Below are 13,299 nucleotides of genomic sequence, written 5' to 3'. Positions count from 1 at the left end.
CGAATGGTTCCTTAACAAATACGACCGCCCGAGCAAAGAAAATGAACTATATAATTAGGCAAAATCTTTCTTCAGCTATGCTGTCACACAATGATATTGGTCGCTTTCTTCTCGATCACTGGCGCACGCATGGCGGCACTAAGACAACCGAGTTAGCAAAAGTTTCCCCGCACTACACTCTCATGTCGGGAGTATCAATCGGGGATCTAGCACCATCAGTATTGATGGCCGGCGAACATTCTCTTACTGCACAGGTCCTCCAACTTGGCAGCGCGCAAAGAATAAATATCGACGAAGCCATAGGAAATGCATATAGAAAATTTGTAGCTTCAAGTTACAAAGAAACCTCTGAGTGTAACACTCCGATCTCCGATATTGTTTCTACGCTCATATCGACAATAAACGGTTTGGAGAAGATAGTATACGACCGCTTACTTCTTCCTTATAGAACTAAAACGGGAATACCTCATATTATTTGCTACTCATTCATTCTAGAGCGCACTCTAGTACATTCAAAGCCAGATCAAAGAGACGAGATTTTCGATTTCCAGCCAGCCACAGCTTTGCAATCTCAGACTTATTCGATGGCGGGTTTTCCCAACGAATTCCCCTCGCAACCACCTCGGTAAATCCACATGCCTGGGCAAACCCACTCTTAGCGCGATCCTCCCACATCCAGCAGTAGATGAAGTCCGGATCGAATTGAAGTAGTGCGACGAGCTGTACCAGAATAGCGAGCTTCTTAGCTAATCCTTGCTTTCTGAATTTATCTTTGACCCACATCTCTCCAAGGTAAGCAACACGGCCGCTTACTTCTTGGCAAAAACCATGCTGTCGCTGACTAATTGTTACGGTGCCAGAAGTTTTTGAGCTGTATATACGTGGCAGATACATCTTCCAATGCTGCGCCAACGTCATTGGGCCGAGGCAATCCAAACGCGCCGCTACCGTAGCTGCAGGCATTCCCGAACCATCGGTTAGAACTATCCAGAAGCCTTCCACAGGCGAAAGCGTGTGATAGTCAATGGCAAAGTGCTCTGTTAGCACCCTGTTCGATGCAGCAACCAGATCTGCGTATTCGGCGAAATCATGCCCTGAAACTATTTTCATGCCGACCATACGCAACTCAGCTGAAATCAAGCCGATTGCCGATGCTACATCCATTGTCATTTCTGCGGTGCGCACTGCTATTTCTCCCGTAATAATTGCATATATAATTTTATCAAACTCGGCTCGTCGAATTTTCATTCGTACAAAAATTGAGCATTATACATTTGCATTGACTTTTAATTCATATTGCATAATCTGATCTCACTTCATTCATTGATTGAATAGGTGAGGCTTATGCGCTTCTGCATGTTCAGAGACTATTCTACGCGAACTCAAACGCTCCCCCGTCATTCGACGAGGGATGCAGGCTTTCTATTCGGCATCCGGTCCATCTTCGCCCGCCGCAGTTGCAGCAGCTTTCAGCGCTCGGTGAAGGCTTCGCTTGGCGACTTTTGCCGGACAGGTTCCCTCGCCAAGCGCGTCAATATCAGTGACCTTTACCGTCATTTGGCCCCGAAAATCCGGGCCTTCCAGCTGAAATGTAAATTCGCCAAAGGGCCGACCGGCATCATCCTTGGACATGGCGACAGTCTCCAAACTGATAACAATTTCGAATTTCTGAAAACACAACATCGATGTTTACTCCGTGAGTTGGTGTTGTGGGGTGCGTCACCTTGTGGGGAGGTGATGCACCCAATTCTAAAGCTGCTCGGCATCGGTCAACCGACCGGGAAACCGGAGAAACCAACTCTCATTCTCACTTGCATCAAGACCGGAACCTGGTGGCGGGTTTCCAGGCCGTCTGAAGCCATGCACACGGCACGGGACAACGGTCTGGTGGATTTTGAATTCGGAGCAGAAACATGACGCCAGCCCGAACAATCAAGGCCCATGAAGTGGCGCAGCGACTGGGATGCACGGAAACCACGTTTCGTTCAAAGCGCCGAAAGCTGGAGGCGGAGCACGGCTTTCCGCCGAAACTCCCCGGCTGCAACGGCTGGTCACTTCCAGCCGTCGAACGCTGGATCGCCACCAACGGCAACACCTATTTGCCCGGATCCCCGGAAGACGTTGCCGGGGGAACCGACCCACACTTCATTGAGATCATTTCAGACGCCGCCGACCGGCTGGCCAGCGAATTCGGAAGGAGCGCCGCATGAACGTTCATTTTGACGTCGACAAGGCTATCGAAAAGGCTCGGCGGGACCTCATGGCAAGTGCGGCCCTGTCGCTCTCCAAATGTCGCTCAAATGACGACAGGGCCTTTGTTGAAATGCAAAGGGACCTTCGCACCAGCTATTTCGAAGTGGATCGAACCACCTTTGAACTGCTCAACGCTGGCCATCCAAAAGCGCTTGTAATGAGGGCGTTGGCCATACTGCTGGCCAGTGAGGTGAAGGTCGGTGTTTTGAACGATGGCCCGAATTTCATGTCTTTGTTCCTCAGAGAGCTGAATGACGTCTTCGAAGATAATCCGGACCGGGTGACAACCTCTTTGACCGAAGTCACAAGTGTGCAGGGAGGCCACGCATGACCTGCCCTCTTCGAAGCACCCCAGAGACAGATCCCCTCACAAAGGCGCAGGAAGATCTGCTGGTCGAAATCTCCGGTCGCAAGTGCGCATGGCGCGTAGGCGGGGGATGGCGACCGAAGGGCTCAAACCGCCGCATCCGACTGGAAACGGCAGACAAACTCGTAATTCGCGGGCTTGCTGTGGAAGTAGCCGGAAAGGGAACGACCCGTCTGGAACTGACGCATTCAGGCGAAGCCGAAGCCCTTCACATCAAGAAGCAGAGGCGGGCAAGATGATGGACCAGATAACCACGTTTAACCCGCAAGCCCTGATCTGGACCATCGTCGGCGCAGCCGGGCTTCTCGCCCTGGCCATCAGCGCAGGCCTGATCTTTTACCTTCTTGTCTACGTGAGGCCACTCGAAGAGACACCCGAGGAAAAGCCGACACTCGGTCGGCTGTTCTGACGGTCAAATATCCTCCCCGGATTGGCATGAGACGACGCCAATCCCGACTGGCGGGGCAAAGCGGTGGTTGCCCCGCCTTTCTTTTTGCTAAAATGACATCGTCAGCAAAGATGTAGACCCATGATCAAGAAACCCGACATCAAGATCCCACTCGTGACATGGCGCGATGGTCGCCCGCGTTTTTTCCCGGCACCGGATCTACGCAGGAATTTCGGCCTGAAAGGTGAGAACCTTCAGCATCCGGACGGCACCTGGTTCTCGATCGACGAATGCATCGCCTGGTCAGCCGCCAAGCAACAGGAACTCGCCGCCCTTCGCCAAAAGACGCGGGAAATCAGCCAGGCCAAACGTCGGCGCGCTGGTCTACAATATGCCCGCGCTGCAGGACTTCCGACCCTAGCCCACCTCATTTCCGATTTTTGCGAGAAAAACCCGCGCATGCTGGGCAAGGAAATCAGGGAGGGGCGAAAGGTCCGACGGCCATTGAAGCCGCAGACGGCTCAAGGCTACCGGGAAACGGCCAGGCTGATCGAGCAACTTGAGAATGGTCGTTTCTGGGAAGAACTGGCGGCAGCCTTCACGCCGCGCAACATGGCCCTGCTTCTGGACCAGGTTGAAATCAGGCATGGCCTTTCACAGGCACGCCGGGCGCGATCGTTTCTCAGTCAGGTCTACAAATTTGCCATCAAGAACGACAAGGCCCGTTCCAACCCAGTAAGCCATATGGAAGACAGCCTTCCCGTGGCCCCTCCCCGCGTCCGGTTTGGCGAAATCGACGAGATGCGGATCCTGGTCGAAACATGCGATGTGGTTGGTCGACCCGAGGTTGGCGATATCGTGACACAAGGCGTCTGGTTCGGACAACGGCAAGCCGATCGGCTCAACTTGACCTATGAACAGATGAGCGAACTCGGCGTCCTCTTTCGCCAGGGCAAGAAACACGGCCAGCCTCTCCTTTTGCCGGTTTCTGATATCGTCGACAGACGGCAGAAAGCGGCACAGGAGCGTCGAAGAGACTGGCGGGTCAACTGGCCACATGTGAACCTAGACGAGCGCCAGAGACGGCCGTTTCTGGCCAAGCACTACCAGCACCTGTTTCGCGAGATCTGCATCGCGGCCGCATTCGGCATCTGGCGCTTGCAGGACGGCTCCCTCGCCTCTCCGCTACCGAAGGGCTACCGGATAACCAAATTCAAGCTGGTGAGCACCTTGACGGTCGTTTCAAATCAACCCGAAGGCGAACCGGTCATCCAACCAACACCGTCTCTGGAAGATTTTCGAGATCAAGATCTGCGCGACACGGCCGTAACCTGGCTGGCACTGGCCGGCTGCGAGGTGACCGAGATCGCGGCGATCACCGGCCACAGCCTGAAGTCAGTCAACGAGATCATGAAACACTATCTCGGCCTGCACCCGGACCTTGCCCGGAGAGCAATCGGGAAACTGACCGCTTGGTATGATTTGGCGCGGGGATGACATATTCGCCGTAGATATAAGCGGAAATACTTTTTGCGCGAGACCATTGCGTTCTAAGAACGTTGAAACTGCTTCATTTTAGCACTTTATGAACCAAAAAGTATCAGACTTATTCAATAATTCTTGATATGACGAGCCACCAAACATGCCTTGGTCAATTCTAGAATCCCAAATTGGCTCCCAGAGACAACCCACAAAATCCTGTTATGATGCTACCCACTACCGAGATACCTAAAGACCAAGGTCGATCTAGTCAGAATGCGATATCACCCTTTCGGTATCCCGGCGGAAAAGGTTTCATGTCAGCCTTTCTCAGACAGAGACTTTCTTCAATACAAGGCGTCCGTATTTTCGCGGAACCCTTCTGCGGTGGCGCTGGTGCTGCACTGATACTATTGGCAAGCGGAGATGTGGATGCTCTCATGCTAAACGACGCCGACCTACGCATTTACTCCGCGTGGCACGCAATGCTTGAGGAGACCGATCTTTTCATATCCAGATTGGAGCAAGTTCACCTTGATATGGACGAATGGTATCGTCACCGAGAAACTGTAACTAACTTCAAAGGCTCTGAGTATGACTTCGAACTTGGCTTCTCAACATTTTACATGAACCGCACAACGAGGTCGGGCATTGTAATCAACGCTGGCCCAATTGGTGGCTATGATCAATCAGGCAAGTGGAAAATAAACGCTCGTTTCAATGTAGATAACTTGAAGAAACGAATTCTATGGCTCGGAAACAACAGGCGTAGGATTGCGCTCTCGAATAAGGATGGATTGTCTTTTATTGATCAGAGCCGAAGAAAAACTGACCCTTCTAAGATCTTTTATTTCATTGACCCCCCTTATGTTAAGGTAGGAGGGAGGCTTTATTTAAATGGGATGAGCGAAGCAAAACACGTTGCATTATCTGATATTCTGACTAGTGGATCCGTTCCTAATTGGATTCTCACATATGATGACGCTCCATTGATCCGCGAAATATACCACACACAAAACTGTTCTTCGATTTCTGTAAACTATAGCCTGCAATCGAAGCGCAGAGAGAACGAAATACTAATAGAACCAAATTTGGTTTAGAGGCCAGCGACACCTCGGAATTGTGTAATCCAATCTAATACTTGAGGCATATTTTCGGACTCATCCATTTCCACTCCACTATCGGCAAGCAACTTCCCTTTAACCGCGTAATTCGGCAATCGCGTTCTATCCAGTAACGTACCATGAATTACATGCTCATTTTGCCATTCTAATTTGTCATGAATACGGAACGGCAAGAGAGTGGCAAAGTTAACATTCCCGCGATGCGGATCATCCATATAGTTTCTTTCAAACAAGTCCTTGTGTACGCTCACCGGTTTACCGGGCCAATTGTGACCACTAGCGACTTGCGCAAAATAAAACAAAATCGGCGGAGGACGATTCTCGATCCTCCACGCGATAACATCTACTCCACCATCCTTTTCTTTTGGTGAAGTATACCTTCCCGGCTGCCCCTTGGTTGCAAAACCCGCATTTCGCCCTTCTGCGCGCCGCAGCGTATCAAGTATCGAAGCTCGATCTTCACGCGGCCAACCAATACTCGCAGCGCTTCCGGATACTAAACCAGCCATAGCAAAGGTTGAGAGTACTTGAAATACACGATTCCGGAGTCTTTGAATGACTCTATCAGGCACAACAAAATCGAATAGGCTACTTCGTGTCAAATGCGTAGTAATTAGACAAGTAAGATAGGGTGTATAGTGATCGCTTTGCCAATTCTCTACTAGAATTAATTCTTCAGCATCATCTGTAAGCTCGAACGGGTAAGTACCATCGCAATCTTTAATGCGGAATTCGACTTCGTTTTCAATTCGCTCGAGAAGCTGTTCTTTTTCAGCGTCTTTTCTGCCTATATTTCCAACGTCATCGGATCCGAGAGGGTCGTCTTCATCGACATCGGCATCATCGTTAGCGCTTTCAAATTGCTCTTCGAGCGCTGCAACGAGTTCGTCGACACGAGCTGTGCGGTAGTCGTTAAAAAACGCTACCAGTTCCAGCCAATCAACGATGACGTGGTCTTTTTCTCCTGGCACTGGAGTAACAACGGGTTCCCCAACCATCGTTATTTTTCTATTTCTCTTTCGAAGTCAGTCATTTGCACATCAACACTCGTCTTAATGAGCTGAACGCGTTTATAAGCAGAATTTACGATCTCTTGAAGCTCTGGCTGTGTTTCAGGATCAAACCCATCGAGCGTTTCAAGGGCAAGCCTCAATTCGGCATTTGCATCAACTATATGTTTCGAAAATCGAATATCTTTAGGCGTGGACGTAATAAGTGCATCTTCAAGATGGCTCGTCTGCTCAAGCACCTTTATCCCTGGTTTTGATTTGAGAACCTCCCGCAAACGACCAAGGTCCGGATTCTGGCTCCGTACTACTGGCTGTATTTCCCGCTCTTTGGAGCCATACAGCCAAGTCAGCAAGTATCTAAGTTTAGGATAATACTCCGGCTCCACAGGGTTTCTTTTTGGATCCTCTGTTCTTTGAGGCCGTGGCATCCCCAAATAATCTGTATATTCGGCGTATGAGAGTCCAGTATACAGGTGCGAGAAGCTAAAGGCGCGCTTGTAACGATCCTCCATACTAAATATTTCTTCATCCTCAGCCTGCATAAGAACATAAAATGCAGTCACCATCCTATGGATAGTCGCATGCTTATCGCCCATTCGGCTGGCTATAGCCATGAGCGACAAGGGGGTCTCTTCTACTGCTTGCGAATCCAACCAGCGGGCGGCGAACGTTGCCTTTGCGAACGCATCCCAAGCTTGCGGGCCATTAATGTGTTTAAACCCTATCAATTGACGGGCGTCTTCCTCGCGCTCGACCCTGTAGACTAAGATTTTATTGAGAGTTTCGCTGACTTCTTGTCCAAATTCCGGGATACTGAGTTTCGCATTCTGTGCATATTGCTCGTTCCGCAGGGCTTTAAGCGCAGCAAGCCTTCGATTCCCCTCGAGTACAACAAGCCTTCCCCCACGAACAACTACAACTAGCGGCTCAATATTAATGTAACCACTAGTTCCAATGGATTGAACGAGTTCGGACAGATCAGCACTCCTCGCCAATTCAGCGATGATGGCCTGATCAGTATCTTCATTCGGACGTTTGTCAGGCGTGAAGCGTGGATTGTTAGTATCGAAATGGAGCAGTTCGGTATCAACCGTTCCTGTAGCGCCAATCTCGACGAGTTCATCCCAATTCATTCATGCCTCCGTTGCCGGCAAAGGGCATCATATACATCATCTGCTCAGTGAATCGTTACCCCACTTATATCGATTTTTCCAAACACCGCTACCTTGCACCGTCGAAGTTTCAGCATGAAGTCCATCATCACCGAATTGTCAGCAACCTGTTGATCCCGTGGATCGCAACGCACCTTTCAATAACAACATCTTCTTTATGGTTGCGTGTGAGAAATACTTGAATTCAGAAATATACAAAGCGTAACTAATTGTAATATATTAACTCCACCAACATTTGTAATCTCGGGGTCGCGGGTTCGAATCCTGCTGCCGGCACCACCACCCTTCCCCAAGTCCTGAATTCTCTCCGCACCATCTTCATGGGCTGAGACAGCCTTTATAGTTTCACAAAAGTTCCGCAGATGCCGATTGCGCTTTGTTAACCCAAACCACAATCTCAGGCACCTTTTCTTTAAATTACAGCCTCTTACGGTGTTTTCTTCGAAGTTTTCATGCGATCACATAACATATTTTAACTAGCATTCTGCTCTACTTTACTATGCAATAAACTTGCGCGAACAACCAAGTAGGGAGCACGTCATGCGATCAAGCTCACTTTCCGGCATACTATTTGCGGCGTTGGCTATTTTGGTGCTGCAAACTGCACAGGCGACACCGGCCAAGGCCTCCGAACCCTTGTTCACCTTGACCCCAAACTCGGGCACCAGTGTCGGCGTCACAGATAGCGACCTAACCGAAATCGGCAGTACGGAGATCAAGACGCACCTTGTTGGCGAATCTGAAGACATTGCCACTGTGCGAGGGGTTTTGTTTTCAAAACTGCTGGACCATTTCAACGTAAGTGCAGATCGGATGCTGGTCACAGGGCTTGATGGATATTCAGCCGAAATCCCGGTTGAAGAGCTGCAAAATTATCCGGTCTTGATTGCCATCGAAATTAACGGCGACCGTCTCTCCGTGCGCAGCAAAGGTCCGTCTTGGGTCGTTTATCCGTTCACCGACTACCCGGAAATTCACGATCAATTGCGTGAAGCGCGCAGCGTTTGGCAGATAGCCGATATTTCGGTTCTGCAGTAACGGCCAGCGGCTTCATACAACTTACATTGCACCAGCAAACAGGGTTTCAGAATGAAACTTAATACCAAAACACTGACAGGACAGTGGTCGCTCATGCGCTCCGCGCTTGTCATTGTTCTGTTTGTGGTTGGCATGATCTTTACTCAAATCACCATCAACACGGCGGTAACCGAGTTTGATCGGCGAGAGTTTTATTCTGCTCGGCTGGAAGAAGTCGGTCAATTTGGGTGGGAGTATCGGACTTTTTTCGAGACGGCGATTGCGATTGCCAAAGGTGAAGATTGGGCGACACGAAAGGACATGAACCGCGCGCTGGATATTTTCTGGTCGCGAACGCACACGTTGGCGCAAGCCGATTATATCGAAGCCTACGACGATCAGGACAAAGCACAGCTGATTGTCAATCGCCTGAAGGACGACTTGCCGAACTTCGAAAAGGCTGCGAATGCTATTGTTGAAGGTAAGCCCGAGACAGCAGCCGATCTGGAAAAGCTCTATTTTGCGCATCGCCAAGAGGTTTTAAACTTGGCTCAGGCGGCCTATCACAAGCGTCGCAACAAGGCAGCATCTGCGCTTGAAGCCCAATTTGAGGCGACCAACATGCTGAAAAGCCTGAATATCGCTTTGGGTGCCGGCGGTCTATTGGGCTTTCTCTATTTGCTGTTTGAATTGTTCCGCAGCATGAAACTGGCGCGAAAACTTCATGAAACCAATCGAAAGGTCCGAGAGGTCGCTGAAACCGATTTTCTCACTGGCCTATACAATCGCCGTGCCTTTTCCGAACACCTAGAGAAACTGCAAGCAGATGATCAGACCAGTGAGTTCAATCTCCTGCTTCTGGATCTGGATGGTTTCAAGCCGATTAACGATCGCCTCGGCCATGTTGCCGGCGATCTTGTCTTGAAGGAAATCGGCAAAAGATTGAAATCATTGGCTGACGCTAGTTTGATCGCGCGTCTTGGCGGCGACGAGTTTGCCCTTGTCGTCGACGGCCCCCAGGATATTGCTGCCGAATTGGCCGAAAAAGTGATTGAGGTGATTTCCGCACGTATCGACTATGAAGGAGCCACGGTTTCCATAACGGGCAGCATCGGCATTACGACCTCCGACAGAGGTCAGTATCGGACAATGTCAGACCTGATGCATGAGGCGGACCTTGCCCTTTATGAGGCAAAAGGGCGCGGGCGCCGTCAATCGTGTTTCTATCACCCTTCCATGGCGAGCGAACTCAGACGACGCGTATAAATTGAAGAGGAATTGACCAACGCCATTCAAAATCAGGCAATCGAAATTGTCTTCCAACCGATCGTGAAAGGTCCCGATGAAAAGATTGTGGCCTTTGAGGCGCTCTCGCGCTGGCTGCACCCGGTAACCGGAACAATTGGTCCTGAAGAGATGTTTGATATCGCAGACGAAATCGGGCTTGGCCCGGCTCTTGGAAATTACGTTCTCGAACAGGCTTGCCGCAGCGCCAAACCAATTTTCGATGCAGCCCCAGACATTGAGCTTTCAATCAATATTCGGCCCTCGCACGCATCTGGGCAGAACTTCGTTGAAAGCTGTTTGCAAGCCATTTCCGTAAACGGTCTCAAGTCTCAAAGGCTTGTTCTGGAATTTACGGAAAATGACATGGCGCAAAATTACGGCCAAATTGGCGAAAACCTCTCAGCCCTGTCAGCGGCAGGAATACGCATTGCGATCGATGATTTCGGCAAGGGCTATTCGAGTTACGCCCGCTTGACCCAATTTCCATTTTCCCTCTTAAAGCTCGACAGCTCGCTGATAACCCATATCGAAACGGACAGCCGTGTCAGCGCAATGGTTTCAGCACTTGTCTCCATGACGCGGAAATTAGGCGCAGAACTGATCGTTGAAGGCGTTGAAACCGGGGCACAGTATTCAAAACTGAAGTCGGCAGGGGTCACCCGGTTTCAGGGGTTCCTTTTTGCCATGCCAATGACTGCGGATGATTTACTCACCTGGCTGAAACCTCGATCACCTGCATCTCGTGACAGAGTTTTCTGAATTAGTATCAGGCATACTCTCGAACAGTTTGCTTTGAAAATACCTTTTGAAGGTCTGCAAGGGTCAGAGGTTTTTGGAGAAACTGGCAAGGCTCAATTTCAAGGATCGTTTCTTCTTCGTGTTTGGGTAGATTTCCGCTCATGAACACAAATGGCGCAGTATGCCCCTTGGATCTAAACGCCTTCAGCACCTCGCTTCCGAATTCCTGATCCAACAGAATATCGCAGAATACCAAATCAACATCCTGCAGCTGCGAATCTGCAATTCTATTGAACTCGTTAGTGCCGCTCGCAGTAATGACTTGATGGCCCAAGACCCTAAGCAGCTCCTCCAGCGTAAGTCTCAATTCCGGGTTATCTTCAACCACCAGAACTTTACAGCTATCCGATGCGCTTCGATCACTTTCACTTTCAACCATTTGACCACCTTCAGCAGTCACGTCCTGTGCTGGAAAGATAAGAGATGCGGTTGTTCCCTTGCCCAGTTCGCTGTGCAATTTCAGCCGACCGTTGTGACGCTTGGCGAATGAGGCGACCGTGGACAGGCCCAACCCGGTTCCCCTGCCATCCCGTTTGGTGGTGAAGAACGGCTGAGTGACCTTTTCGATCATGTCGGCGGAAATACCTTCCCCATTGTCGATGACGTTTAAACTGACTTCGCCGTCATACCGTCGAACGGATAATGCTACCTGACCGTCACTCCCCACCGCATCGCAGGCATTCGACACAAGGTTCAGGATCATCGTTTCCAGCAAAAGCGCATCTATCAGAATATATGCTCCATCCTCAAGATCCATGGATATTGGAACTCGATATCGGTCTGAATGGGACAACAAGCGCGCAGCAGCCTTCAAGACATCTGCCGCATCCACGATTTCGATCTGTTCTGGAAGATCCCTGACGGTGGACAATAATTGCCGAGTGACGATAGAGGCGCTTTCGCAGGAGTGCAGGATATTCTGCAAGTGTCGGTTTTGTGTTCCAACGGTATCCAGTTTCAAAAGGAGTTCGGTGTTTGCCCGCATGATTGCGAGATAATTGTTGAAGTCGTGTGCTACACTGCTGGCCAGAACACCAAGTGCTTTCAGATGCTCGTTCTTCGCTATTTCTTCGTCAATCCGTCTTTGTTCAGTGACATCGAGCAAAGTGCAAATGTAGCCAATTTCATCAGACTTTATCCAAAACGGTTGGCAACCGACGTTTAAAATACGCCCGTCTTCCAATTCCAGATCTGAACGCTCGCTACGTGAGCCGAGCTTTGTTCTGCCTGCAAACTCCGCCAAATGGGAGGGAAGCTTGTCTCCGACGCTCAAACCTGAGAACAGCACCTCGAAAGCCGGGTTCATTTGAATGATCGACAATGCATGATCTGCAATCACGACACCTTCGCTCAAAGAGTTTCTGATATTCTCGGAAAATTCTTTCTCCGCTCTCAGACCTTCTCTCTCTTCTTCCAAGTCAGCATTTGCGAGGATAACCTTGCTTTCTACAAAACTGGCTTGTGTCGATATCCAGTTGATTGCCAAAGTGGCGCTAATTGCTGCTGTCGTCCCATGGATGACCAACCAAAACAAATCACCCATTCCTGGCTCAATCGGGAAGTTTCCAAATTCCGCCGCAACAATAGAGAGAAAGCCGAGAAAAAGACCCGGAACAACAAAGTACGCTAAATACAGGAACCTTCTGCTAAAGGCGACATACCCAAGTTTGACTGGCATTTGGATGCAAGCGGCCGCAAAAACGATTGCAAAGTTTTTCTCTCCGGCTTCCACAACGAACAATGCGCAGGCAGCAAGTGAACAAGTTATGCCAAAAATCGCATGGAGTTTTCGATAGAATACCCAGTTGGATAGACTGAAGGACTTTTGCAAAAACGCCAACTTCAGCGCGCCACTCACCAATACGGCGGCAATGGATGGAGCAAAAGCGAGTAAGTACGGGGTGAAACTGTATTGAAACTCGGGTTTTGCCAAATCGTAGCAAAATACCGAAATGGTCAGCAAAAACACACAGAACACACTCAATCGGGCGAATTCAAAATAAACCGCGATTCCGCGAGCAGTCCTTAAGCGTGTTCCGTCGAAATGTTTGAGAGCAAGTGTTTGTTCGGCGCGTGGAAGGCGATCCAATCCAAGTCCCAGCCTCAAGCACAATAAAAAGTTGCTTTTATTTGCCACCCCACCCCCGGACAAAATATAGAAGCCACCAACAAACGTAATACCTATATCAATTTCTGCCGAAGAAATCGCCGTATATTTCGATACCTTTGGTTATTTTAGGCAAGGGCAATATTTTTTATAAATTCATCATCCGCTGCGCATTAAATACTTTAAGTTGAACGCCTTAGGTGAAAACACCCTCAAATATCACCTTCAAAACTTCCAATTTGTGCATGAAGCGCTAGGTTTAATCTAATGCCATGTAACTGATCGGTCCGAGAAATT

General features: G+C 49.6%; 15 protein-coding genes. 10 read left to right on the top strand and 5 right to left on the bottom strand.

Going from position 1 to position 13,299, the window contains the following annotated elements; all coding sequences use genetic code 11:
* Positions 1-486: 486 nt before the first annotated feature.
* Entirely contained in the window at positions 487-1,185 is a 699-nt protein-coding gene (locus TRICHSKD4_RS21825) for a GNAT family N-acetyltransferase (RefSeq protein WP_009469150.1), read from the bottom strand.
* A gap of 237 nt (positions 1,186-1,422) precedes the next feature.
* Positions 1,423-1,632 (bottom strand): hypothetical protein, encoded by a 210-nt coding sequence (locus TRICHSKD4_RS21820; protein WP_139052253.1) that lies wholly within the window; start codon positions 1,630-1,632, stop codon positions 1,423-1,425.
* A 105-nt stretch (positions 1,633-1,737) separates the two neighbouring features.
* On the opposite strand from TRICHSKD4_RS21820, the gene TRICHSKD4_RS21815 reads away from it, so the two are divergent.
* The 7 genes from TRICHSKD4_RS21815 to TRICHSKD4_RS21790 all read left to right on the top strand — a co-directional run bounded on the left by TRICHSKD4_RS21815 (position 1,738) and on the right by TRICHSKD4_RS21790 (position 5,587).
* Positions 1,738-1,917 (top strand): hypothetical protein, encoded by a 180-nt coding sequence (locus TRICHSKD4_RS21815; RefSeq protein ID WP_009469148.1) that lies wholly within the window; start codon positions 1,738-1,740, stop codon positions 1,915-1,917.
* Positions 1,914-2,210 (top strand): AlpA family transcriptional regulator, encoded by a 297-nt coding sequence (locus TRICHSKD4_RS21810; RefSeq protein ID WP_009469147.1) that lies wholly within the window; start codon positions 1,914-1,916, stop codon positions 2,208-2,210. Before TRICHSKD4_RS21815 ends, TRICHSKD4_RS21810 begins: the two co-directional genes overlap by 4 nt.
* Complete coding sequence (locus TRICHSKD4_RS21805) at positions 2,207-2,584, top strand: hypothetical protein (protein ID WP_009469146.1); 378 nt, start codon at positions 2,207-2,209, stop codon at positions 2,582-2,584. The genes TRICHSKD4_RS21810 and TRICHSKD4_RS21805 overlap by 4 nt, the downstream gene beginning before the upstream one ends.
* Positions 2,581-2,859: a hypothetical protein gene (locus TRICHSKD4_RS21800; RefSeq protein WP_009469145.1), complete on the top strand. Its 279-nt coding sequence runs from the start codon at positions 2,581-2,583 to the stop codon at positions 2,857-2,859. Before TRICHSKD4_RS21805 ends, TRICHSKD4_RS21800 begins: the two co-directional genes overlap by 4 nt.
* Entirely contained in the window at positions 2,856-3,029 is a 174-nt protein-coding gene (locus tag TRICHSKD4_RS30940) for a hypothetical protein (RefSeq protein WP_009469144.1), read from the top strand. The genes TRICHSKD4_RS21800 and TRICHSKD4_RS30940 overlap by 4 nt, the downstream gene beginning before the upstream one ends.
* 120 nt (positions 3,030-3,149) lie before the next feature.
* Positions 3,150-4,505: an integrase gene (locus tag TRICHSKD4_RS31315; RefSeq protein ID WP_009469143.1), complete on the top strand. Its 1,356-nt coding sequence runs from the start codon at positions 3,150-3,152 to the stop codon at positions 4,503-4,505.
* Between the two features lie 206 nt (positions 4,506-4,711).
* Positions 4,712-5,587: a DNA adenine methylase gene (locus tag TRICHSKD4_RS21790; protein ID WP_371256944.1), complete on the top strand. Its 876-nt coding sequence runs from the start codon at positions 4,712-4,714 to the stop codon at positions 5,585-5,587.
* Here the strand turns inward: TRICHSKD4_RS21790 and TRICHSKD4_RS21785 are convergent.
* Both TRICHSKD4_RS21785 and TRICHSKD4_RS21780 read right to left on the bottom strand, forming a co-directional pair.
* Positions 5,584-6,609, bottom strand: a complete 1,026-nt coding sequence (locus tag TRICHSKD4_RS21785) for a hypothetical protein (protein ID WP_009469141.1) — start codon at positions 6,607-6,609, stop codon at positions 5,584-5,586. The genes TRICHSKD4_RS21790 and TRICHSKD4_RS21785 overlap by 4 nt on opposite strands.
* Before the next feature lie 2 nt (positions 6,610-6,611).
* Positions 6,612-7,754 carry a hypothetical protein gene (locus TRICHSKD4_RS21780; RefSeq protein ID WP_009469140.1) on the bottom strand — a complete coding sequence of 381 codons (1,143 nt, stop codon included), beginning with the start codon at positions 7,752-7,754 and terminating at the stop codon, positions 6,612-6,614.
* Between the two features lie 579 nt (positions 7,755-8,333).
* Here TRICHSKD4_RS21780 and TRICHSKD4_RS28535 point away from each other — a divergent pair.
* The 3 genes from TRICHSKD4_RS28535 to TRICHSKD4_RS21765 are packed head-to-tail and all read left to right on the top strand — an operon-like array spanning position 8,334 to position 10,856.
* Positions 8,334-8,831, top strand: coding sequence for a molybdopterin-dependent oxidoreductase (locus TRICHSKD4_RS28535; protein WP_009469139.1), 498 nt, complete (start codon positions 8,334-8,336; stop codon positions 8,829-8,831).
* Between the two features lie 51 nt (positions 8,832-8,882).
* A complete protein-coding gene (locus TRICHSKD4_RS21770; protein ID WP_009469138.1) occupies positions 8,883-10,076 on the top strand; it encodes a GGDEF domain-containing protein in 1,194 nt (397 codons plus the stop codon).
* A gap of 12 nt (positions 10,077-10,088) precedes the next feature.
* Entirely contained in the window at positions 10,089-10,856 is a 768-nt protein-coding gene (locus tag TRICHSKD4_RS21765; RefSeq protein ID WP_009469137.1) for an EAL domain-containing protein, read from the top strand.
* A gap of 7 nt (positions 10,857-10,863) precedes the next feature.
* Here TRICHSKD4_RS21765 and TRICHSKD4_RS21760 read toward each other — a convergent pair whose 3' ends face one another.
* Complete coding sequence (locus TRICHSKD4_RS21760) at positions 10,864-12,438, bottom strand: ATP-binding protein (protein WP_168157062.1); 1,575 nt, start codon at positions 12,436-12,438, stop codon at positions 10,864-10,866.
* Positions 12,439-13,299 lie beyond the last annotated feature (861 nt).

Origin of the sequence: Roseibium sp. TrichSKD4, assembly GCF_000148725.1 — a bacterium.
Classification (GTDB): domain Bacteria; phylum Pseudomonadota; class Alphaproteobacteria; order Rhizobiales; family Stappiaceae; genus Roseibium.
The sequence above is the reverse complement of the archived record's forward strand: the minus strand, read 5'-3'. Positions and strand labels throughout refer to the sequence as shown.